22 protein-coding genes are annotated in these 22083 nt (G+C 69.6%); 14 read left to right on the top strand and 8 right to left on the bottom strand.

The annotated features are described in order from the left end of the window. Nucleotide 1: 1 nt before the first annotated feature. Entirely contained in the window at nucleotides 2–175 is a 174-nt protein-coding gene (locus OHA37_RS09395) for a hypothetical protein (protein ID WP_204357838.1), read from the bottom strand. A 248-nt stretch (nucleotides 176–423) separates the two neighbouring features. Between OHA37_RS09395 and OHA37_RS09390 the strand changes: the two genes are divergently transcribed. The 4 genes from OHA37_RS09390 to OHA37_RS09375 all read left to right on the top strand — a co-directional run bounded on the left by OHA37_RS09390 (nucleotide 424) and on the right by OHA37_RS09375 (nucleotide 3998). Next, nucleotides 424–1077 carry a response regulator transcription factor gene (locus OHA37_RS09390; protein WP_112451148.1) on the top strand — a complete coding sequence of 218 codons (654 nt, stop codon included), beginning with the start codon at nucleotides 424–426 and terminating at the stop codon, nucleotides 1075–1077. Between the two features lie 5 nt (nucleotides 1078–1082). Further along, on the top strand, nucleotides 1083–2327 hold the full coding sequence (locus tag OHA37_RS09385) for a sensor histidine kinase (RefSeq protein ID WP_243331627.1): 1245 nt from the start codon (nucleotides 1083–1085) through the stop codon (nucleotides 2325–2327). 384 nt (nucleotides 2328–2711) lie between these two features. Continuing rightward, complete coding sequence (locus OHA37_RS09380; protein ID WP_112451146.1) at nucleotides 2712–3008, top strand: DUF4193 domain-containing protein; 297 nt, start codon at nucleotides 2712–2714, stop codon at nucleotides 3006–3008. Nucleotides 3009–3020: 12 nt separating this feature from the next. Beyond that, on the top strand, nucleotides 3021–3998 hold the full coding sequence (locus OHA37_RS09375) for a hypothetical protein (protein ID WP_266903884.1): 978 nt from the start codon (nucleotides 3021–3023) through the stop codon (nucleotides 3996–3998). A gap of 12 nt (nucleotides 3999–4010) precedes the next feature. On the opposite strand, the gene OHA37_RS09370 is transcribed toward OHA37_RS09375, so the two are convergent. Further along, a complete protein-coding gene (locus OHA37_RS09370; protein WP_266903883.1) occupies nucleotides 4011–4472 on the bottom strand; it encodes a DUF3093 domain-containing protein in 462 nt (153 codons plus the stop codon). 58 nt (nucleotides 4473–4530) lie between these two features. Between OHA37_RS09370 and OHA37_RS09365 the strand changes: the two genes are divergently transcribed. The 7 genes from OHA37_RS09365 to OHA37_RS09335 all read left to right on the top strand — a co-directional run bounded on the left by OHA37_RS09365 (nucleotide 4531) and on the right by OHA37_RS09335 (nucleotide 11152). Beyond that, a complete protein-coding gene (locus tag OHA37_RS09365) occupies nucleotides 4531–5115 on the top strand; it encodes a PaaI family thioesterase (RefSeq protein ID WP_266903882.1) in 585 nt (194 codons plus the stop codon). After that, on the top strand, nucleotides 5115–5648 hold the full coding sequence (gene dut, locus OHA37_RS09360) for a dUTP diphosphatase (RefSeq protein ID WP_266903881.1): 534 nt from the start codon (nucleotides 5115–5117) through the stop codon (nucleotides 5646–5648). Before OHA37_RS09365 ends, dut begins: the two co-directional genes overlap by 1 nt. A 1-nt stretch (nucleotide 5649) precedes the next feature. Next, complete coding sequence (locus OHA37_RS09355; protein WP_266903880.1) at nucleotides 5650–6441, top strand: DUF3710 domain-containing protein; 792 nt, start codon at nucleotides 5650–5652, stop codon at nucleotides 6439–6441. Between the two features lie 198 nt (nucleotides 6442–6639). Continuing rightward, nucleotides 6640–9264, top strand: a complete 2625-nt coding sequence (locus OHA37_RS09350; RefSeq protein ID WP_266903879.1) for a sensor histidine kinase — start codon at nucleotides 6640–6642, stop codon at nucleotides 9262–9264. Further along, the gene (locus tag OHA37_RS09345; RefSeq protein ID WP_266903878.1) at nucleotides 9261–9947 is read left to right on the top strand and encodes a response regulator; all 687 of its coding nucleotides are present in this window, start codon (nucleotides 9261–9263) and stop codon (nucleotides 9945–9947) included. Before OHA37_RS09350 ends, OHA37_RS09345 begins: the two co-directional genes overlap by 4 nt. 24 nt (nucleotides 9948–9971) lie before the next feature. Further along, nucleotides 9972–10400 carry an OB-fold nucleic acid binding domain-containing protein gene (locus OHA37_RS09340; RefSeq protein ID WP_266903877.1) on the top strand — a complete coding sequence of 143 codons (429 nt, stop codon included), beginning with the start codon at nucleotides 9972–9974 and terminating at the stop codon, nucleotides 10398–10400. Nucleotides 10401–10402: 2 nt separating this feature from the next. Continuing rightward, nucleotides 10403–11152: a DUF3159 domain-containing protein gene (locus tag OHA37_RS09335; RefSeq protein ID WP_266903876.1), complete on the top strand. Its 750-nt coding sequence runs from the start codon at nucleotides 10403–10405 to the stop codon at nucleotides 11150–11152. Nucleotides 11153–11353: 201 nt separating this feature from the next. Here the strand turns inward: OHA37_RS09335 and OHA37_RS09330 are convergent, their stop codons facing one another. Next, nucleotides 11354–12016 carry a potassium channel family protein gene (locus OHA37_RS09330; RefSeq protein WP_214953432.1) on the bottom strand — a complete coding sequence of 221 codons (663 nt, stop codon included), beginning with the start codon at nucleotides 12014–12016 and terminating at the stop codon, nucleotides 11354–11356. After that, nucleotides 12013–12681: a potassium channel family protein gene (locus OHA37_RS09325; RefSeq protein ID WP_266903875.1), complete on the bottom strand. Its 669-nt coding sequence runs from the start codon at nucleotides 12679–12681 to the stop codon at nucleotides 12013–12015. The genes OHA37_RS09330 and OHA37_RS09325 overlap by 4 nt, the downstream gene beginning before the upstream one ends. Before the next feature lie 263 nt (nucleotides 12682–12944). Here OHA37_RS09325 and OHA37_RS09320 point away from each other — a divergent pair, with 263 nt between their 5' ends. Both OHA37_RS09320 and OHA37_RS09315 read left to right on the top strand, forming a co-directional pair. Next, nucleotides 12945–14999, top strand: a complete 2055-nt coding sequence (locus OHA37_RS09320) for an APC family permease (protein WP_266903874.1) — start codon at nucleotides 12945–12947, stop codon at nucleotides 14997–14999. A 127-nt stretch (nucleotides 15000–15126) separates the two neighbouring features. Then, nucleotides 15127–16461, top strand: a complete 1335-nt coding sequence (locus tag OHA37_RS09315; protein ID WP_266903873.1) for a class I SAM-dependent RNA methyltransferase — start codon at nucleotides 15127–15129, stop codon at nucleotides 16459–16461. A 273-nt stretch (nucleotides 16462–16734) separates the two neighbouring features. Here OHA37_RS09315 and OHA37_RS09310 read toward each other — a convergent pair whose 3' ends face one another. Beyond that, nucleotides 16735–17907, bottom strand: a complete 1173-nt coding sequence (locus OHA37_RS09310; RefSeq protein ID WP_266903872.1) for a hypothetical protein — start codon at nucleotides 17905–17907, stop codon at nucleotides 16735–16737. A gap of 746 nt (nucleotides 17908–18653) precedes the next feature. Here OHA37_RS09310 and OHA37_RS09305 point away from each other — a divergent pair. Beyond that, a complete protein-coding gene (locus OHA37_RS09305; protein WP_266903871.1) occupies nucleotides 18654–19271 on the top strand; it encodes a hypothetical protein in 618 nt (205 codons plus the stop codon). A gap of 19 nt (nucleotides 19272–19290) precedes the next feature. On the opposite strand, the gene OHA37_RS09300 is transcribed toward OHA37_RS09305, so the two are convergent. From OHA37_RS09300 to OHA37_RS09290, 3 genes are all read right to left on the bottom strand, one after another. Further along, nucleotides 19291–20448, bottom strand: coding sequence for a hypothetical protein (locus tag OHA37_RS09300; RefSeq protein WP_266903870.1), 1158 nt, complete (start codon nucleotides 20446–20448; stop codon nucleotides 19291–19293). Nucleotides 20449–20451: 3 nt separating this feature from the next. Next, on the bottom strand, nucleotides 20452–21564 hold the full coding sequence (locus tag OHA37_RS09295; protein WP_266903869.1) for an ImmA/IrrE family metallo-endopeptidase: 1113 nt from the start codon (nucleotides 21562–21564) through the stop codon (nucleotides 20452–20454). A gap of 181 nt (nucleotides 21565–21745) precedes the next feature. Further along, on the bottom strand, nucleotides 21746–22045 hold the full coding sequence (locus OHA37_RS09290) for a hypothetical protein (protein WP_266903868.1): 300 nt from the start codon (nucleotides 22043–22045) through the stop codon (nucleotides 21746–21748). Between the last annotated feature and the right edge of the window lie 38 nt (nucleotides 22046–22083).

Raw genomic sequence — 22083 nt, 5'->3', positions numbered from 1 at the left:
ATCAGCAGGCGGAGACGGTGACCGGAACGCCGTGATCGGCGGCGATGCGCTGGAGGTCTTCCAGCTCCGCCTGTTCCACTTCCACGAGGAAGTCGTCGCCCGTTTCACGAGCCTGCCTGAGGTCCGACTGCGTGCTCCTGATGCGCTGCAGGAGACCCGCGGTGAATGCGTCCATCGTGGGTTCGCCCCCTCTTCGTGGGTCGGCGGCGGCACGTGGCAGTGCGCCGTCAGGGAGGTGTTCGGGGTGTGAAGTCGTCCTCCCCGCCGCCTTGGCCCCAGAAACCTCGTAAGGCGAGGGAATCCTCACTTCCGCCCCCGGCCGTCACCCCCGAGCGGCGTCTTACAGCCGGTTTACCGGCGAAAGGGGCAGGATGGTCGACACATGACACCCCTGCCCTGACGGGCTCTGAGGAAGGAAACGACGTGCGCGTACTCGTCGTCGAGGACGAGCAGCTGCTCGCCGATGCGGTGGCCACCGGACTGCGCCGGGAGGCCATGGCCGTGGACGTCGTGTACGACGGCGCCGCGGCCCTGGAGCGCGTCGGAGTGAACGACTACGACGTGGTCGTGCTCGACCGGGACCTCCCGCTCGTGCACGGCGACGACGTGTGCCGGAAGATCGTCGAGCTCGGCATGCCCACCCGCGTGCTGATGCTGACGGCCTCCGGCGACGTGAGCGACCGGGTCGAGGGCCTGGAGATCGGGGCGGACGACTACCTGCCCAAGCCCTTCGCGTTCACCGAGCTGACCGCCCGGGTACGGGCCCTCGGCCGCCGCACCACGGTCGCGCTGCCCCCCGTCCTGGAGCGCGCCGGCATCAAGCTCGACCCGAACCGGCGCGAGGTGTTCCGCGAGGGCAAGGAGGTGCAGCTGGCGCCGAAGGAGTTCGCGGTGCTGGAGGTCCTCATGCGCAGCGAAGGCACGGTCGTGTCCGCCGAGCAGCTCCTGGAGAAGGCGTGGGACGAGAACACGGATCCCTTCACCAACGTGGTGCGCGTGACGGTGATGACGCTGCGCCGAAAGCTGGGGGAGCCGCCGGTCATCGTGACCGTCCCCGGTTCCGGCTACCGGATCTGACGCGGGTGGCCGCGACCCCGGCGCCACCGGCGGCGCCACCGAAACCGACCTGGGACCCCGGCCAGCCCGAGGGTCCTTTCCCTTGGCTGCGGCCGACCATCCGGATACGTCTCACGCTGCTGTACGGCGGGATGTTCCTGATCGCCGGCATCCTGCTGCTGTCGATCATCTACCTGCTGGCGGCCCAGGCGCTGCGGCAGGGCAACGCGCTGCCGTTCACGATCGTGGGCGGCGGCCCGATCCAGGTCACGAGCAGCTGCCCCGGCGTGAGCGGCACGGGCCAGATGCCCGACCAGTTCAACGCCGCGATCAACACGTGCATCCTCGAACAGCGCCGGCACGCGCTGGACGACCTGCTGAGCCGCTCGCTGATGGCGCTGATGGGGCTGAGCATCATCGCCTTCGCCTTCGGCTACGCGATGGCCGGCCGGGTGCTCTCGCCGCTCGGCAAGATCACCCGTACCGCCCGCCGGGTGGTCGGCTCCGACCTCACCCGGCGGATCGAGCTGGACGGCCCGGACGACGAGCTCAAGGAGCTCGCCGACACCTTCGACGAGATGCTCGACCGGCTGGAGCGGGCCTTCACGGCCCAGCAGCGGTTCGTGGCCAACGCCTCGCACGAGCTGCGGACCCCGCTGGCCATCAACCGGACGCTGCTGGAGGTGCACCTCTCCGATCCCGGGGCCCCGGTGGAGCTCCAGCAGCTCGGCAAGACCCTGCTCGCGACCAACGAACGCAGCGAGCAGCTGGTCGAGGGGCTGCTGCTGCTCGCCCGCAGCGACAACCAGATCATCGAGCGCAAGCCCGTGGACCTGGCGGAGGTGGCCTCGCGCGCCCTCGACCAGGCGCGCGGGGAGGCGCAGGCCAAGGGCGTCGAGATCCGCGGGGAGCGCGCGCTGGCCGTGGTCCAGGGCAACGGCGTGCTGCTGGAGCGGATCGCGCTCAACCTGGTGCAGAACGCCGTCCGCTACAACGTGCCCGAGGGCGGCTGGGTGGAGGTCACCACCGAGGCCGTCCACGGGCAGGCGGTCCTGCTGGTATCGAACACGGGTCCCGTGGTTCCCGCGTACGAGGTGGACAACCTCTTCGAGCCCTTCAGACGGCTGCGTACGGAGCGCACGGGCAGTGACAAGGGTGTCGGGCTCGGCCTCTCGATCGCGCGCTCCGTGGCGCGCGCACACGGCGGGAGGATCCAGGCGGTCCCGCGCGAGGGCGGTGGCCTCGTGATGCGTGTCACTCTGCCCTTGTGAGCACGGCCACCCCGTGTTCGCTGTTGGCTGAATGCTTGGGTCATGAAGACAGTGACTTCTGTGCGATCGATCACAGTGCCGAGTGTCCGACCCTATGCGCTCAGTGACCTTGGGGCGGCCGGAAAGCCCGGGAAGTCCGGGTTTCCGGCCCCCCTGGTGGCGGGAAATACATGGGGTGGCGTTTGTGCAAGACGGCCCCCGGACCGTGTACGGTCCCGGTCGTCATCCCAGCCAATCGCTCTTCTGAATGTGCGGCTGGGTGTCGATTGAGTAACAGACCTTGATGTGAGGCAAAATCTCCGCCTCAGGTCGGGCACAAGTCCGGCCTCTCGCGCGTTACGTGCGCTGAGACACCCGCTAAATCCCAGAGGGGGAGAGCGAACTATGGCAACGGACTACGACACCCCGCGCAAGACCGACGACGACGTAGACAACGACAGCATCGAAGAGCTGAAGGCTCGTCGCAACGAGAAGTCGTCCTCGAACGTCGACCTGGACGAAATCGACAACGCCGAGGGCCTGGACCTGCCCGGCGCAGACCTCTCCAACGAGGAACTGGCCGTACGGGTCCTGCCGAAGCAGGCCGACGAGTTCACCTGCACGAGCTGCTTCCTGGTGCACCACCGCAGCCAGCTGGCCCGCGAGAAGAACGGTCAGCCCATCTGCCGCGAATGCGACTGAGAGGCGTCGGCCGTGACTGGCTCGACACCATTTCGGAAGCGCCGCTTCCGAAAAGCTGGTGATCCGGCGGAGACGCGCGAGGGAACCGAGGGCCTGGAAACGGGCCCTGGAGCCCCCGGCGTACCCGCCGTGCTCCCCGACACCGCCGAGGCGGTGCCGTCGGCCTCCGAGGCCGGCGAGGGCCCCCGGAAGAACTCCGGGGTCCGTCGGCTGCAAGCCGTCAAGAACGGTGTGCGCAAGGGCGGCGAAAGTGCCAGGGCCGCCGCCCTTTACCTCACCGACCGAGTCATCGAGAACGCACCGCGCGTTCCGGTTCGGGACCTCGCGACCCTGCGCGCGCAGTTCCCGGGCCTCGGGCCCGATCAGCTGGCCGACAAGCTGATTTCGGGCGCCGCCAACGCCACTTCCACGGTCGGCGCCGGGATCGGCGCCGCCGCCATGCTGCCGGCGCCCCCGGCCATGCCGGCCGAGCTGGCCGCCGAGGTCACCGGGGTCGCCGCGATCGAGCTGAAGCTCATCGCCGAGCTCCACGAGGTCTACGGCCTGCGACCGCCCGGCAACCTCAAAGAGCGCAGCGTCGCCTACCTCACGTCGTGGACGGAGGAGCGCGGGGTCGACCTGACCAAGCCGACCACTCTGAACGCGGCGCTCGGCGGCCAGATGAAGCGCGAACTGCGCCAGCAGATCATGAAGCGGATGTTCCGCAACCTGCCCAACCTGATGCCGTTCATGGTCGGCGCCGCGGTCGGAGCGGTCATGAACCGCCGCGACACCCGCAAACTCGCCGAGAAGGTACGTACGGACCTGCGGGCCCGCGCCGTGCCCTGGAACGCGCTGCCGCAGCTCCCGCGCCTGGAGCGGCCCGCCGAGGCCCTTCCCGAGGCGACCAGGGCCGCCGTCGAGGGCCGGATGTTCGACCCGCGGGCCATCGACCCCAGCACCGCCGATCCCCGGGCCGTCGACCCGGGCGCCGCCGACCCCCGGAGCTGAGCCCGCCGGGGGTCAGTCCCTGCCCTGCGCCGCGCGGATGGCCGCCACCAGGGCCTGCGGCTCGCGGGTGGAGACGTAGACGTACGGGGTCGGGTCGGCCGGGTCGGTGACCTCGACGCGCACCGCCGTCGGCACGTAGCTGCGCATCAGCATGAAGGCGCGCATGTCGGCCTTGTACGTGCGCCAGGCGCGGGCCTCCTCCGCGTCCAGCACCTCCGGGTCGCCGAGCGCCGACACCGGGATCCGGGCCTCCCCGGCGGCCAGCGCTCCGCCCACCACGCGCACGCGCTGGGAACCGTACGAACTCACCAGCAGCCCCATCAGCGCGGTGCCCCCGATCAGCCCGGCCAGCATCGGCAGCGTGCCCAGCGGGAGCAGCATCAGCGCGCAGGCCAGGCCGGTCAGGGCGGCGATGGCCCACCATGAACGGGGGGCTGTCAGACGTTCGTCGTGGTGCGCGGGGGAGAGCTGCATGCGGCCAAGCCTGCCACGAGGCGACCGGCGGGTAGCCGCGCGGGTAAGGTCTGCGGCTGTGAGTGGACGAAACACAGCGTTGACGCCCCCCGCCGATGCCACGGCGCCGGTGCGGCACCCCGATGCCCCGGCCCCCGGCGAACTGCTCGGCGCGCACTACGAGCACTGCTTCGGCTGCGGCGGCGGCCAGCCGCACGGACTCCACCTGGAGGCCCGCGCGGGCGAGGGCGTGCGCGTCAGCGCGGAGTTCACCGTCAAGGCCGCCCACCAGGGTGCGCCCGGCCTCGCGCACGGCGGCGTGCTCGCCACCGCGCTCGACGAGACCCTGGGCTCCCTGAACTGGCTGCTGCGCGTCATCGCCGTCACCGGCCGGCTGGAGACGGACTTCGTCCGGCCCGTGCCCGTGGACACCGTGCTGTACCTGGAGGCCGAGGTCACCGCCGTCGCCGGCCGGAAGATCTACTCCAGCGCGGTCGGCCGAATAGGCGGACCCGAGGGACCGGTCGCACTGCGCGCCGACGCCCTCTTCATCGAGGTGAAGGTCGACCACTTCATCGACAACGGACGGCCCGAGGAGATCCGGGCGGCGATGGCCGACCCGGACCAGGTCAGGCGCGCACGCGCCTTCGAGGTGAACCCCTGATGTCTGAGAACAACACCGGCGTGGACGTGGCCATCCGGCGCGTCGACCCGGAGGTGCCGATTCCGGCCTACGGGCACCCCGGCGACGCCGGCTGCGATCTGGTCACCACCGTGGCCGCGGAGCTGGAGCCGGGGGAGCGGGCGGTCCTGCCCACCGGGATCTCCATCGCACTGCCCGAGGGGTACGCGGCCTTCGTGCACCCGCGCTCGGGCCTGGCCGCCCGCTGCGGGCTCGCACTCGTGAATGCCCCCGGGACGGTGGATGCCGGGTACCGTGGGGAGATCAAGGTGATCGTGGTCAACCTCGACCCTCGCGAGAGCGTCAGGTTCGAGCGTTTCGACCGCATTGCCCAGCTGGTTGTCCAGCGAGTCGAGCAGGTGCGCTTCCGCGAGGTGGCGCAGCTTCCCGACTCGGCGCGGGCCGAGGGGGGTTTCGGCTCCACCGGTGGTCATGCGGCCGTGGCCGGATCCGGCGCTGGTCAGCAGGGTGGGAATGGCTACGCTTCGGTCGTATCCGACCGGGAAGGACAGTGACGTGTTCGGACGTCGCAAGAAGAACGACTCCGTCAAGGACGGCGGCGCGGCCGAGCAGGTCGTCGACGGCGTCGGTGCCGATGAGCAGGACGGCACGGAGGAGACAGACGCGGTCCAGCCGCGCAGGGTGAACCTGCCGCCGGCCCCGCGTCCCGACGGCCCGTGGGACATCTCCGAGGTCCCCGGCAACCCCGAGGAGGGCCGGGTCGACCTCGGCGGCATCCTCGTACCGGGTGTCGAGGGCATGGAGCTGCGGGTCGAGGTCGCCGGGGACGCGATCGTCGCCGCGACCGTGGTGCTCGGCGACAGTGCCGTGCAGCTGCAGGCCTTCGCCGCGCCCCGCAAGGAAGGCATCTGGGGCGAGGTCCGCGAGGAGATCGCCGAGGGCATCACCAAGCAGGGCGGCATCATCGACGAGGTCGAGGGTCCGCTGGGCTGGGAGCTGCGCGCGCAGGTCCCCGTACCGCTCCCGGACGGGCAGACCGGCGCCCAGCTGGTCCGCTTCGTCGGTGTGGACGGTCCGCGCTGGTTCCTGCGCGGTGTCATCTCCGGCCAGGGCGCGGTGCGTCCCGAGTCGGCCGGGGTGCTGGAGCGGATCTTCCTGGACACCGTCGTGGTCCGCGGCGAGGGCCCGATGGCCCCGCGCGACCCGATCGTCCTGAAGCTGCCGAACGACGCGCAGATGGTGCCGGACGGCGTGCAGACCGAGGAGGCCGGGGACCAGGAAGGCTCCCGCTTCGGCGGTGGCATGGGCCAGCTGGAGCGCGGCCCGGAGATCACCGAGGTCCGCTGACCCCGGCTCGATCGCTTGCGGCCGTGGGCCGTACTCCTGCGGGGGTGCGGCCCACAGCCGTGTCCTCAGCCGTGTCCGCGGCCGCGGACACGGCCGTACGACCTTCCCCGTGCCCGGGGGTGTCAGGGAACCGTCAGAGATCCGCCCACACCCGGTCATCGGCGCGTGAACGGGGCGGACGTCCCTGAGAATGGGCGCATGGGACGCGGCAAGCTCAGGATCTATCTCGGCTCGGCCCCCGGCGTGGGCAAGACGTACGCCATGCTCTCCGAGGGCCACCGCCGGGTCGAGCGCGGCGCCGACTGCGTCGTGGGCTTCGTCGAGCACCACGGGCGGCCGCGCACCGAGGTCATGCTGCACGGCCTGGAGCAGGTGGAGCGCAAGGAGCTCGTCTACCGGGGCGCCGCCTTCACCGAGATGGACGTCGACTCCCTGCTGGCCCGCAAGCCCGCCATAGCCCTGGTGGACGAACTGGCGCACACCAACGTGCCGGGCTCGCGCAACGCCAAGCGCTGGCAGGACGTGGAGGAGCTGCTGCGGGCCGGGATCGACGTGATCTCCACCGTCAACATCCAGCACCTGGAGTCCCTGGGCGACGTGGTGGAGTCGATCACCGGCGTGCGGCAGCGGGAGACCGTCCCCGACGAGGTGGTGCGCCGCGCCGACCAGATCGAGCTGGTCGACATGTCCCCGCAGGCCCTGCGCCGCCGCATGGCGCACGGCAACATCTACAAGTCCGACAAGGTCGACGCGGCCCTGTCCAACTACTTCCGCCCCGGGAACCTGACCGCGCTGCGCGAGCTCGCGCTGCTCTGGGTCGCCGACCGGGCCGACGAGTACCTCCAGCAGTACCGGGGCGAGCACAACATCCGCTCCACCTGGCAGGCACGCGAGCGGATCGTCGTGGGCCTCACCGGGGGACCCGAGGGGCGCACCCTCATCCGGCGGGCCTCCAGGGTGGCGGCCAAGGGCTCCGGCAGCGAGATCCTGGCCGTCTACATCGCCCGCAGCGACGGACTGACCGCGGCCTCGCCCAAGGAGCTCGCGGTCCAGCGGACGCTGGTGGAGGACCTCGGCGGAACGTTTCACCATGTGATCGGCGACAACGTCCCCGAGGCGCTCCTCGAATTCGCCCGCGGGGTCAACGCCACCCAGATCGTGCTCGGATCCAGCCGCCACCGCTCGTGGCGGTACGTGTTCGGCCCCGGCGTCGGCGCCACGGTCGCCCGTGACTCGGGGCCCGACCTCGACGTGCACATCGTCACGCACGAGGAGGTGGCCAAGGGCCGGGGCCTGCGGCCCGTGGCCCGCTCGGCGGCCCGGCTCGGCCGGACCCGGCTGCTGGCCGGCTGGCTGGTCGGGGTGGCCCTGCCGCTGGGGCTCGCGACCCTGCTGACGCACATCGACAGCGACCCCGGGCTCGCCAACGAGATGCTGCTGTTCCTGGCCCTGACCGTGGCCGCCGCCCTGCTCGGCGGGCTCTGGCCGGCGCTGGCCTCCGCCGCCGTCGGCTCCCTGCTCCTGAACTACTACTTCGCCCCGCCCCTGCACCGCTTCACCATCTCGGACCCCAAGAACATCGTCGCCATCGCCGTCTTCTTCGGCGTCGCGGGCTCCGTGGCCTCCGTCGTCGACGCCGCCGCCCGCCGCACCCACCAGGCCGCCCGGCTGCGCGCCGAATCCGAGATCCTCTCCTTCCTCGCAGGCAGCGTGCTGCGCGGCGAGACCACCCTGGACGCGCTGCTGGAACGGGTCCGCGAGACCTTCGCCATGGAGTCGGTGGCCCTGCTGGAGCGCGAGAGCGACGTCGAGCCCTGGCGGCCGGCCGGCAGCGTCGGCCCGAACCCGGTCGCGCGCCCCGAGGACGCCGACGTGGACATGCCGATCGGCGACCACATGGCGCTGGCCCTGTCCGGGCGGGTGCTGCCCGCCGAGGACCGCCGCGTGCTCGGCGCCTTCGCCGCCCAGGCCGCCGTCGTGCTCGACCGGCAGCGGCTGGTCGGAGAGGCGGAGGAGGCCCGGCGGATGGCGGAGGGCAACCGGATCCGGACCGCGCTGCTGGCCGCCGTCAGCCATGACCTGCGTACGCCCCTGGCCTCCATCAAGGCCTCCGTGAGCTCCCTGCGCTCCGCCGACGTGGAATGGTCCGAGGAGGACCGCGCCGAGCTCCTGGAGGGCATCGAGGACGGCGCCGACCGGCTCGACCACCTCGTGGGCAACCTCCTCGACATGTCACGGCTCCAGACCGGCACCGTCACCCCGCTGATCCGCGAGATCGACCTCGACGAGGTGGTCCCGATGGCGCTGGGCGGCGTACCCGAGGACAGCGTGCTGCTGGACGTCCCCGAGACCCTGCCCATGGTGGCGGTGGACCCCGGGCTGCTGGAGCGGACCGTGGCCAACGTGGTGGAGAACGCGGTGAAGTACAGCCCACCGGGCGAGCAGGTGCTGGTGGCGGCCAGCTTCCTCGGCGACCGGGTCGAGGTACGGGTCGTGGACCGCGGGCCGGGCGTGCCCGACGAGGCCAAGGACCGGATCTTCGCCCCCTTCCAGCGGCACGGCGACGCGCCCCGCGGTGCCGGGGTCGGGCTCGGACTGGCCGTCGCGCGCGGCTTCGCCGAGGCCATGGGCGGCACCCTGGAGGCCGAGGACACCCCCGGGGGCGGGCTCACGATGGTGCTCACCCTGCGCGCGGCCACCGGCGGGCGCCCGCAGATCCACGTGAGCGTGGACGGCGAGGGGCGCAGCGCGCCGGGCGGGGCCGGGGGGCACCCGATGGATCTCGATCTCGATTCGATACGACAGAAGGCAGGACCTCAATGACCCGGGTGCTCGTGGTGGACGACGAACCCCAGATCGTCCGAGCCCTCGTGATCAACCTGAAGGCACGCAAGTACGAGGTCGACGCGGCCGCCGACGGGGCGAGCGCCCTGGAACTGGCGGCCGCCCGCCACCCCGACGTGGTCGTCCTGGACCTGGGCCTGCCCGACATGGACGGGGTCGAGGTGATCAAGGGGCTGCGCGGCTGGACCCGGGTCCCGATCCTGGTCCTCTCCGCCCGGCACAGCTCCGACGAGAAGGTCGAGGCCCTGGACGCGGGCGCCGACGACTACGTCACCAAGCCCTTCGGCATGGACGAGCTGCTCGCCCGGCTGCGCGCGGCCGTCCGGCGGGCGGAACCGGGCGCCGGAGCCGGCGAGGACGAGGTGATGGTCGAGACCGAGACCTTCACGGTGGACCTCGCGGCGAAGAAGGCGGTGCGCGCCGGCCGCGACGTACGCCTGACGCCCACCGAGTGGCACCTGCTGGAGGTGCTGGTGCGCAACGGCGGCAAACTGGTCAGCCAGAAGCAGCTCCTCCAGGAGGTCTGGGGGCCCTCGTACGGTACCGAGACCAACTACCTGCGGGTCTACATGGCCCAGCTGCGGCGCAAACTGGAGGCGGACCCCTCGCACCCGATCCACTTCATCACCGAACCGGGCATGGGATACCGCTTCGAGAGGTAGTGGGGGCGCCGGTACGCTTCCTGTATGAGTGCTGAACCGCGTCCCGAGAAGCCCGTGAAGCCGGCGAAGCCCGCCAGGCCCGCGGGCAGGTTCCGCCGGATGATAGAGCGGCTGTCCACCTCCCAGGAGGAGCTGCATTCGGCGGAGCTGCAGGAGGACGCAGAAGCCGCGGGGTGCACGCGGATCTGCGACTGCCACGACCGTCAGATAGTGAAGGTGACCGGGACCCTGCGGACCGTCACCCTGCGGCCGCGCGCGGGCGTCCCCGCCCTGGAGGCAGAGCTGTTCGACGGCTCGGCCGCGCTGGACGTCGTCTGGCTCGGACGTCGCTCGATCGTGGGAATCGAACCCGGCCGTCGCATGATCGCCTCCGGGCGGATCTCGATGAGCCACGGCCGTCGGGTGCTCTTCAACCCGAAGTACGAACTCCGACCGCTCGGACAGGAGCACTGACGGTGACGTCACTCGACAAACCGACCACCCCCGGGACGGATCCCGCCGCGGAACCGACCGCGGACCAGAAGGCCGTCACGCAGGCCGCACTCTTCGACGCCTTCGGCGGCATCCGGGGCACCGTGGAGACGATGCTCCCCGGGCTGCTCTTCGTCATGATCTACACGATCAACAAGGACGTGAAGCTGTCCGCCATCGCGGCGGGTGCGGTCGCGGTCCTGCTGGTGATCGTGCGGCTGCTGCGCAAGGACACGGTCAAGCACGCCTTCAGCGGGGTCTTCGGCGTGGGCGTGGGCGTGGCCTTCGCCCTCTTCACGGGCAGCGCGAAGGGCTTCTACCTGCCCGGCATGATCTACGGCGCCGGCCTGGGCGTGGCCTTCACGCTCTCCGCACTGGTGGGCTTCCCGCTGCTCGGCGTGATCCTGGGACCGGTCTTCAAGGAGAACCTGTCCTGGCGCACGCGCAATCCCGGGCGCAAGAAGGCGTACGTCAAGGCCAGCCTGGCCTGGGGCCTGATCTTCCTCGCGAAGTACGCGATCCTCTTCCCGCTGTACTGGTGGGGCGACGCGACGCAGCTCGGCTGGGTGCTGATCGCGCTGAAGCTGCCGCCGATGGTGCTCGCGGTGTACTTCACCTGGCTGTTCCTGGCGCAGGCGCCGCCGCCGATCAACGTGATCGCGGAGTGGGAGGCGGAGGAGGCCGCGGAGAAGGCGGCGAAGGCGGCCAAGGCGGCGAAGGCGGCGAAGGGCTAGATCAGCCCCGCCGGCGTTTGAGGCGCGGGGTCCGGGCGCAGCCCGGGGAACGGTGGAAGGGCGGGTAGGGGACGGCCTCGCAGGGCGCCGCCGCGCAGACCGGCCCGGCCGCGCACGCAGGCTCGTACGCCCGGGGATGTACGAAGGGGCGGCTGACCGTGATGGTCAGCCGCCCCTTCGGCGGTTCAGCGGGACCGCAGGTCAGTCCGCGGCCTGGAGGAGGTCCTCCAGCTGCTCCTCGCGGGCCTGGGCGGCCACGAAGAGGAGCTCGTCGCCCGGCTCCAGGGTCTCCTCGCCGTGCGGCGTGAGCACCCGGTTGCCCCGGATGATCGTGACCAGCGAGGTGTCCTCGGGCCAGGTGATCTCGCTGATCTGCTTGCCCGCGACCTGGGAGTCGGCGGGCAGGGTCAGCTCGACGAGGTTGGCGTCGCCGTGGCTGAAGCGCAGCAGCCGGACCAGGTCGCCGACGCTGACGGCTTCCTCGACCAGCGCCGACATCAGGCGCGGCGTGGAAACGGCGACGTCGACGCCCCAGGACTCGTTGAAGAGCCATTCGTTCTTCGGGTTGTTCACCCGCGCCACGACCCGGGGGACCCCGTACTCGGTCTTGGCGAGGAGGGAGACGACCAGGTTGACCTTGTCGTCGCCGGTCGCGGCGATGACCACGTTGCAGCGCTGGAGCGCCGCCTCGTCGAGCGAGGTGATCTCGCAGGCGTCGGCCAGCAGCCACTCGGCCTGCGGCACCCGCTCCACCGAGATGGCGGTCGGGGCCTTGTCCACGAGGAGCACCTCGTGGCCGTTCTCCAGGAGCTCGCCCGCGATGGAACGGCCCACCGCGCCGGCTCCGGCGATCGCGACCCTCATGCGTGTGCCTCCTCAGGACCCTCGGCGAAGGCGGCCTCCACCTTGTCGATCTCGTCCGTGCGCATCATCACGTGGACGAGGTCACCCTCCTGGAGGACGGTCGCCGACGTCGGCAGCATGGCCTCGCCCAGCCGGGTGAGGAAGGCGACGCGGACGCCGGTCTCCTCCTGCAGCCGGCTGACCTTCTGGCCGATCCAGGTGGTGGAGGTGTGCACCTCCGCGAGCTGGACACCGCCGCTCGGGTCGCGCCACAGCGGCTCGGCGCCCGAAGGCAGCAGCCGGCGGAGCATCTGGTCGGCCGTCCAGCGCACGGTGGCGACGGTGGGGATGCCCAGGCGCTGGTAGACCTCGGCGCGCTTGGGGTCGTAGATGCGGGCGGCGACGTTCTCGACGCCGAACATCTCACGGGCCACCCTGGCGGCGATGATGTTGGAATTGTCACCACTGCTCACCGCGGCGAAGGCGCCCGCCTCCTCGATGCCGGCCTCACGCAGGGTGTCCTGGTCGAAGCCGACCCCGGTGACGCGACGGCCGCCGAAGGACGCCCCCAGCCGGCGGAATGCGGTGGGGTCCTGGTCGATGACCGCGACCGTATGCCCCTGCTGTTCCAGGGTCTGCGCGAGGGCGGAGCCCACTCTTCCGCAGCCCATAATGACGATGTGCACGGCCGTCCTTCCGGCTGTCAGCGGCTCGCTGGGTTCCAGCCTCATTGCTGCTCTGGCTTAACAGGGTCTCAGACCATGGCCCAAGCTACACACGGGCGGTCACCAGTGTGACCATTTGCGCGGTCGGCGGCGCTCCTTTGCCCTGGATGAGGCGCTCCCGTGCCCTGGATGAGGCGCTCCTGTGGCATGGATGTGAAGGGACTTCCCGTCCTATAGGGGTGGGGGGTTCGTCAGGCTGATTTCGAACGCTTACGATCCTCTGCGTGTCCAAACTGACCGACGTGCCCAAACGGATCCTGATCGGCCGGGCGCTACGCAGCGACCGCCTCGGGGAAACCCTTCTTCCCAAGCGGATCGCCCTCCCCGTGTTCGCGTCCGACCCGCTCTCCTCGGTGGCATATGCCCCCGGCGAGGTCCTGCTGGTCCTGTCGATCGCAGGCGTGTCGGCGTACCACTTCAGCCCCTGGATCGCCGTCGCGGTCGTCGTGCTGATGTTCACGGTGGTCGCTTCCTACCGGCAGAACGTCCACGCCTACCCCAGCGGCGGCGGTGACTACGAGGTCGCCAACACCAACCTCGGGCCCCGGGCCGGTCTCACCGTCGCGAGCGCCCTGCTCGTCGACTACGTCCTCACGGTCGCCGTGTCGATCTCCTCCGGCGTCGAGAATCTCGGCTCCGCCGTCGGTTTCGTCATCGAGCACAAAGTGCTCTCCGCGGTGATCATGATTCTGCTGCTCACGCTGATGAATCTGCGGGGCATGAAGGAATCCGGGAAGCTCTTCGCCATCCCGACCTATGTTTTCGTGGGCGCCGTTTTCGTCATGATCGCGTGGGGCGCCTGGCGCGGCATCGTCATGGGCGACACCATGGAGGCCCCCACGGCCGGCCTGGAGATCAAACCCGAACACCAGGGACTGGCCGGATTCGCCCTGGTCTTCCTGCTGCTGCGGGCCTTCTCCTCCGGCTGCGCCGCCCTCACCGGCGTCGAGGCCATCAGCAACGGCGTACCCGCCTTCCGCAAGCCCAAGAGCAAGAACGCGGCCACCACCCTCGCCCTCATGGGCCTGCTGGCCGTCACCATGTTCTGCGGGATCATCGGCCTGGCCATGGCGACCGACGTCAAGATGGCCGAGAACCCGGCCGTCGACCTGCTGGAGAACGGCACCCCGGTCGGCGCCGGCTACGTCCAGCACCCGGTCATCTCCCAGGTCGCCGAGGCCGTCTTCGGCAACGGCAGCTTCCTCTTCATCGTGCTCGCCGCGGCCACCGCGCTGGTCCTCTTCCTCGCCGCGAACACCGCGTACAACGGCTTCCCGCTGCTCGGCTCGATCCTCGCCCAGGACCGCTACCTGCCGCGCCAGCTGCACACCCGCGGCGACCGCCTCGCCTTCTCCAACGGCATCGTGCTGCTCGCGGGCGCCGCGATGCTGCTCGTGTGGATCTACGACGCCGACTCGACGAAGCTGATCCAGCTCTACATCGTCGGCGTCTTCGTCTCCTTCACGCTGAGCCAGATCGGCATGGTCCGGCACTGGAACCGCCACCTGCGCGCGGAGCGCGACCCGGCCGCCCGCCGCCGGATGCACCGGTCCCGGGCGATCAACACCTTCGGCGCCTTCTTCACCGGCATGGTGCTGGTGGTCGTCCTGGCCACCAAGTTCACCCACGGCGCCTGGGTCGCCCTGCTCGGCATGGTCATCTTCTACGGAACGATGTCCGCGATCCGCAAGCACTACGACCGGGTCTCCGAGGAGATCGCCGCCGCCGAGGGCCCCAGCGACGACAGCGTGCGCCCCTCGCGGGTCCACTCCATCGTCCTGGTCTCCAAGGTCCACAAGCCCACCCTGCGGGCCCTGGCCTTCGCCAAGCTGACCCGCTCGGACCGGCTGGAGGCGCTCAGCATCAGCGTCGACCCGGCCGAGACCAAGGCCCTGCGCGAGGAGTGGGAGCGGCGCGGCATCAACGTTCCGCTCAAGATCCTGGACTCCCCGTACCGCGAGATCACCCGCCCGGTCGTCGAGTACGTCAAGGGCCTGCGCAGCGAGAACCCGCGCGACGCCGTCAGCGTGTACATCCCCGAGTACGTCGTCGGCCGCTGGTACGAACACCTCCTCCACAACCAGAGCGCGCTGCGCCTCAAGGGCCGGCTGCTCTTCACCCCCGGCGTGATGGTCACCTCGGTGCCCTACCAGCTGGAGTCCTCGGAGCTGGCGAAGAAGCGGGCGAAGAAGCGCGCGGAGTGGAACGCCCCGGGCGCGGTGCGCCGCGGGCCGGTCGACACCCCGCGTCCGCGTCCGAAGGACCCGGCGGGGAAGTAGGTCCGCAGCCCCCGCGTCGGAGTGGCGAACGGCCGGACGAGATCCACGTAAACTGGTGGGTCGGTCGTCCGGCCGTTCCTTTTCGATTCTGATCTTCTGATCCACATCTCCTTGGAGTCTCCCCACCATGACGAGCGAGCAGAACGAGAAGCAGTCACTGGTGGGGGAGGAGTACGAGGTCGAGGTCGGCCCCGTCGCGCACGGCGGGCACTGCATCGCCCGCACCGCCGAGGGGCGTGTCCTGTTCGTCCGGCACACCCTGCCCGGCGAGAAGATCATCGCGCGGGTGACCGAGGGAGACGTCGACTCCCGCTTCCTGCGCGCCGACGCCATCACCGTCCTCGACCCCTCCAAGGACCGCGTCGAGGCCCCCTGCCCGTACGCCGGCCCCGGCGCGTGCGGCGGCTGCGACTGGCAGCACGCCAAGCCCGGCGCCCAGCGCCGGCTCAAGGGCGAGGTCATCGCCGAGCAGCTGCTGCGGCTCGCCGGGCTCACCCCGGAGCAGGCCGGCTGGGACGGTACGGTCATGCCGGCCGAGGGCGACAAGGTGCCCGCCGGGCAGGTCCCGCAGTGGCGCACCCGCGTGCAGTACGCGATCGACGAGGACGGCGTCGTGGGCCTGCGCAAGCACCGCTCGCACGACATCCAGCCGGTCGACCACTGCATGATCGCGGCGCCCGGCGTCACCGAGCTCGGCATCGAGCAGCAGGACTGGCCCCAGATGGAGACCGTCGAGGCCATCGCCGCGACCGGCTCCGGCGACCGCCAGGTCGTCCTGACCCCGCGCCCCGGCGGCCGCCTCCCCCTCGTCGAGCTCGACAAGCCGGTCTCGGTCCTGCGCGTCGAGGAGAAGGACGGCGGAGTCCACCGCGTCCACGGCCGCCCCTTCGTGCGCGAGCGCGCGGACGGCCGTACGTACCGCGTGGGCATGGGCGGCTTCTGGCAGGTCCACCCCCAGGCCGCGGACACCCTGATCAAGGCCGTCATGCAGGGCCTGATGCCGCGCAAGGGCGAGATGGCACTCGACCTCTACTGCGGCGTCGGCATCTTCGCGGGCGCCCTCGCGGAACGCCTCGGCGAGACGGGTGCCGTCCTCGGCATCGAGTCCACGAAGCGCGCGGTGGAGGACGCCCGGCACAACCTCACGGACTTCCCCCGCGTCCGCATCGAGCAGGGCAAGGTCGAGCAGATCCTCCCGAAGACCGGCATCACCGAGTGCGACCTGGTCGTCCTGGACCCGCCCCGCGCGGGCGCGGGCAAGCAGACGGTCCGCCAGGTAGCCGGCCTCACCCCGCGCCGCATCGCCTACGTGGCCTGCGACCCGGCGGCCCTGGCCCGCGACCTGGCGTACTTCCAGGAGGCGGGCTACAAGGTCCGCACCCTGCGCGCCTTCGACCTCTTCCCGATGACCCAGCATGTCGAGTGTGTCGCGATCCTTGAGCCCGTTGGAAAGGGCCTCTGACCTGCAGGTTAGAGCAGGGTGCGTTATGTGCGCTGTGGGCGTTGTGGGCGATATCTTGACGCTGATTCGACGCTCGTGACGCACGTTTGACGCACGCGATCGGAAAATCCTGACGCTTCGTCAGTAATGGATGGGCGCCTCCCACGGCAGCTTGTGATCTTGCCAAGGGAGGTGCCCTTCTTGGCGTTGGGCAGTCGAGTCGGTCCGTGTTGGAACCAGATTCTGACCGACCGCGCCGAACACGTTCCGTGACATTGTCAAGGTGCCTTGCTTCTAGAAGCCGGGCCCGTAGGGGTTCCATCCGTGCAGGAACGGCTGGAGATCGTCGGCGCGAGGTTCGGGAATATCCGGCAGGCGGAGCGTCCCGTTGAGTGGGTCCAGCCGCTGCACGTGGCCCGAGGCCCAAGCGATCCATGCCTCGGCTCCGTCCCTCTCCGTACCAGTCGGCAGGTTCTGTGTGTGGAGGCGGAGGGCGTCGATGTACTCGGCCAGGTCCGCTGCGCGACGCCATGCCTTCTCTTGTGCTTCGAGTCGCTGGATACGGACTGCCTCGGCGTAGTCGATCTTTGCCTGTTCCATAGCGGCTTCCCACCGGAGCCGCTTCTCCCGTGCGGCCTCCAGGTCGGCCAGCCGTTTGTGTTCGGCAGCCTCACCCCTGAGCCCCACTTCCTGCACGATTTCGGCGAGCTGGTGCTCAAGAGGGCGTGCGGCCGTGTCGGCCCACTCGTCGGCCCTGTGTCGTGACCCGCCGCTGATGCAGATCCTCAGGCGTTCAGCGGGGGAGTATTCGTACCGAGGAATCCGCACCCAGGAGTGCTTCTCGGCGTCCGAGAGCTCCTTCTTCGTGGGAATGTGGTCGGTCCGGTCCTGTTCTTGCAGGATGAGGAAATCGCATCGCTGGCCCTGGGCTGTGATGGTGAAGTGGGGAGAGCCGCCGCGCCGGCGGTGAGGGGCGGGTGCACTCTCGGCCGTACCGAACGCGCTGACATACCCCAGCTTCTGCGTTGCGGTGAGCAGTGCGTGGATGAGGCAGAAGGCTCTGCCCTGCACGGCTTTGGTCAGTGCCATGGGCTGGGAGTGCGCCTGCAGAGCTCTGACCACGGGGTGTGGAGTGGGGAGCCGTGCCGGTACGGCAACGGGTGACAGTACGGCCAAGGGCCAGGCTGGGGTGTCGACCAGCCGGATTTCGTATCCGTCGCGGCACCAGCCGGCGTGCAGTTCCTTGGTTGCAGGGATCTTTCCCGACCGCCGTGCTGCGGCAACACGGATCGGCCATTTCTCGGTCTCCCGACCGCTGGCTTCGCGTTTGACGACGCGGCCGGCTTCTGCGAGCTCTTCCAGGAGCTGTTCCGTGACGGTCTTGGCCTTCTTCCGCGGAAGGGAGCTCGTTCGCTGAACCGGTACGGGCGCAGCCGCCTGGCCGCTGGACTTTTTGCTCTTGGCCACGTCGGGTGGCTGGATTCCGGTCTGCGGCGCGGGAGCGGTGTCTTTGCCCCGAGGCTGTTCCGGGGGATGGGATCCGTGGTCCAGGTATTGCTGGCCGGCCTTGGTGAGGGCGACGGACCACCGCCCCTGGCTCCTGGAGACTTTGACCAGTCCGCGGCTGTGCAGGGCTTGGCAGCTGAGTTTGTGCCCGGTTCCTTCCCACACGCCGTCAGGGCAGCCTCGGGCGACCCATTGCAGCACCTGTTGCTGCCGTTCGTTGAGCTCTCATGGCACCTGAACTCCCCACCGTGCGAATGCCTGCACAGGCATGCTCGCAGCCGCACTCCGCCTGGCGGGGGTGGAAGGGGAAGGGGGTTGGCAGGCTGGATGAAGATTCGGACAGATGTAGGCATGGCCGCCTGTGGTGGCTAGGCTCGCAGTCGTTCGTTGGTGGCCGCCGTGGACGCTTGCTGGCCGGACTATGACGGGTGCTGGCCATCTCGCGATCATCTGAGGAGGCGGCCGCCGGGCGTACGACTGCCCGTACTAGCCTGGGCCGTCCGTGCTGAGGCGTTCCCGTGTCTTGGTCAGGGGAAGGCGGGTTAGGGGTGTCGGTCCCGCTCGGCTGCGGCCAGCAGGGGATTGGCGAGTGGATCGTGTGAACGTGAGCCGCTCGTGCTTCCGGTGATGGGTGCCTGAGGGTAAGCAGGGGCGTGCAGACGCTCCGCAGGCGAGGGTGTCAGTTCGAAACGAGAGCGGGTTGGTTCATGTCGGTCGTGGCGCGAGAGCAGATGGATGTCGTCGCAGGTGCGCTGGCTCCCTGCGACCTCGTGCCCCGCGAGGCGAAGCTCGCGCTTGTCGAAGCCTTCGGGACGGAAGCTGTTGTGGCCTATCGGCATGACGCGCTTGAGCGGGAGCGGCGGGCAGCCGAAGGGATGCCGCCGCTGACGCGGCCTGACGTGCTGGATCTCCTCATGTCGCTGCCCCTGGGCGAGCCGGTTCCTGCCAGCTCCTTGAGCGAGAGGGAGCGGCGGGTGCTGAAGTCCCTTCCGAAAGGCGCGGCGGTCCGCAGGGACGGGTCGATCACCCGTCGCGCGGCGCAGCCTGTCCACATCGACATGGCGTTCGTGCCCGGCCGCAGCTGGGAGTCGGGGATGGAGAAGGCCGAGCGATTTACTCCGTTCTGTTCTCGCGCGGTGGTGGTGGACGGCGTATTGCGGCGCAAGGATGATGCCGTGCTGCGCGCGGACTTCTACGGCATCGGCCTGCTCACGCTTCAGGGGGACTCGGTGGAAGTGGTGGTGCCGCCGCGGCCCTTCGTGCGCAGACGCCATACCGTTGCCGGCTGGAAGTTCCTGGAAGACGTCCACCGCCAGCTCCCCTGAGCATCCGGCCCGCGGCTCGTTACGGGGTGACGGGGAGTGTCGCCCATGCTTTGAGCGGGGAGGGCGCCTGGAATCCGGACCGGGGGCTGGCGCCCAGCCCGATGCGCTGGTTCTCCAGTGCGTAGCGGTCGATCGCGGCCGCACACTTGTCGCGCCACCACGATTTACGCGGGGTGCCTGGCTGGTAGCCGGCCATTTCGGTGACCCAGTCGCTCCACGTGAGGACGGTGTGATTGTCGGCCTCGCGCCGGGTTTCGCCGTCCGGCAGGAAGAAGCGGTCGAGTCCACGCCCGTCGCACTCCTCGCAGGAGCAGGTTGCGGGATCCACGTTCCCGTACAACCTGGAGAGGGACTCGGCGCCCTTGAAGCACATGAGTTCCGGCATCAGCACGCTCGGGTAGGTGGGGCCGGCCTTGTTGGTCTGGGCCTTCTCGCCGGGCGGGATCGCGTGGCGGAGTGAACTCTGCACGCCGATGCCGGTGCAGAAGGCGCCGTGCGCGATCGCATCAAGCGCAGCGAGGTCGGTCCGCAGTAGTGCCACGTGTTCGACCTCGGCCAGCAGGCGGCGCAGATTGGAGGGGATGTCCTTCGTCTGCTCCAGCGGATCGAACTGGCGGAACAGGACGAGGGCCTTCGGGTGCCGGATCTTCGTGGAGACCGCGATGAGTTGACCAATGTTCTCGCGGTTCAGCCACGTGACGTCGATCGGGAGCGTCACGACGGTGTCGGCGCGTTCGATCTTGTTGGCCTCGCGTATCACTGCCTTGAGCGTCTTGGAGTCCGCGGGCGGAATGTAGCCGGTCGGGGTCAGTGCCGCGCTCGCTCCGCGTGCCTTCTGGAAGGCCAGCGAGGTGTCCACTGAGGCGAACAGCTCGTCGGTGGGCACCATGAACGGCTCGTCCGCGGTTGCGACATAGGTGGTGTAAGGGGCGCTGTCGATCAGCAGGGTGCCTTCATAGCCGGCCGTGCTGCGAAGGTGGAAGGCCCGCTCTTCGGCTTTGGCTCCGGTCATCACGACGCCGCTGAAGTCGTCATCGAGCGCGGGCCGCGGCCGCGGAAGGTTGATGGCGTTTTCGTGGAGCAGCACCCGCCCCTGGAGGAGCGGCACGGCGGCAACGGTGTGGTCGAGCGTCTTCAGGGCGGGCGGTCGCCGCCTCGGGGAGGGGGTGTTGCTCATGAATCACCTCGCAGAAGAGTCCGGCACGTCCTTGTGGCCGGACGGAGAGGAAGTGCACAAGTAGATCTCGTGGAACTCCTCGCGACCCAGGCCAGCCAGGTGGGCGGTCTCGGTCGGACTGAGGTGGAGCTGCTGCTCAAGCCGGGTGACGGCTTGAGCGAGGTGGCGCGGATTTTCGCGCCGGATGGTGGTCGGCTCGTTGGTGCGGTAGCCGAGGGCGGACAACTCGACCACGAGCGTGCGGTATTGCCATTCGCTGATGACTCCCAAATCCATGGCCCGCCTGATGAGCGCCGCCATGGACACCCCCCACCGGGCCTTGAGGTCCAGCAGACGGGACACGTCGATGCCTGGCTTCAGCTCGGGCAGGACCGCGTCATGGGGCATGAGGAACTCGGCGGCGAACCGGTTGGCCTGGTCCTCCTGCACGCGACCCTCACCCGGCTCGCCGTGCATCACCAGATGACCCAGCTCGTGTGCCAGGCTGAAGCGAGAACGATCCCCTGGTGCATGCGAGTTGAGCAAGATCAACGGGCACCCGCCGGGGGGCCACTGGCTCACGGCGTCGAGCTCGGTGGTGCAGAGATCCCGAACTACGACCAGAGCGCCGGCATCTTCGAGCAGGGCGACCATGTCCTCGATCGGCCCTGCGGGGACGTTCCACTCCTCACGCATCGTCTCCGCCGCATCCGCGGGAGTGTCGAAGTCGTTGACCTCCACGCGCCGAAACCTGTCGTTGCGATGGAGGTCCGCTGCCCGGGCCAAGGAGTCGACCTGGAGCCGGGTGAGCGCCAACGTCGCATGGATCCGACGCAGGGCGGGCGCCCCCAGGGAGGCTCGCTTGCGGTGGTGCACCAGTCCGACACCTGCACCGGCCGTCTCAGCGGCGTGGCACAGGGTGTCGGCGGTGTAGCGCAGGGCGTCGGCGAACAGTTGCACGCGCCCGTCCCTGACGGGGATGCGGCCGGCTTCGGCTCGGCTGACGTACCCCTGGGTGATGCGGCTGCCATCAAGACGTGTCATCTCGTCAGCAAGTTCGGACTGTGTCCAGCCGCGTGAGTCACGGGCCAGTGTGAGCATCCCGGGATCCGCAACCAAGCTCTTCTGGTCGCGCACGTGCTCACCTCCAGCCCTGGCGAGTTCAACTCCCCTGAGGGTACACGGTTTTATGCCTCAAAATATTCCACACATGATCCGAGGGTCGGGCCAGCGAGGGACTGATTGGAGAGGTGAAACGTATGTTCAAGATCGAATCTGCCCGAGTGCCCTGCAGTCGCTCCAGAAGGTGACCGCGTGGTCAGATCTTGTATTGCGCCGACAGCGACGAGGGGTAGTCGCGGGGGCTGCTGTAGCAGTCGACGAACTCGCTCTTGCCGTGGGGACGCCTCTTGTGAACCTCCCCTTCGAGGCATCCGTTGGAGTCCTCCACGGGTGCTTCCGCCGAGAACCAGGCGTCTACTTCGTCGTCGGCCTGAGCCGGGCCCGCAAACAGCCCGATAAGGCTGGCGGCCCCCAGGGCGGCGATGGCTGCTTTCCTGAGCACTGTGTCTCCCTTGCGTCGGTAGCGTTCCTCTTCCGCCTCGGCAAACGAGCCCATGATCAACAAGCAGCGGGTTCATGACGCCAGCAACTCAA

Origin of the sequence: Streptomyces sp. NBC_00335 (assembly GCF_036127095.1) — a bacterium.
Taxonomy (GTDB): Bacteria; Actinomycetota; Actinomycetes; order Streptomycetales; family Streptomycetaceae; genus Streptomyces.
The sequence above is the reverse complement of the archived record's forward strand: the minus strand, read 5'-3'. Positions and strand labels throughout refer to the sequence as shown.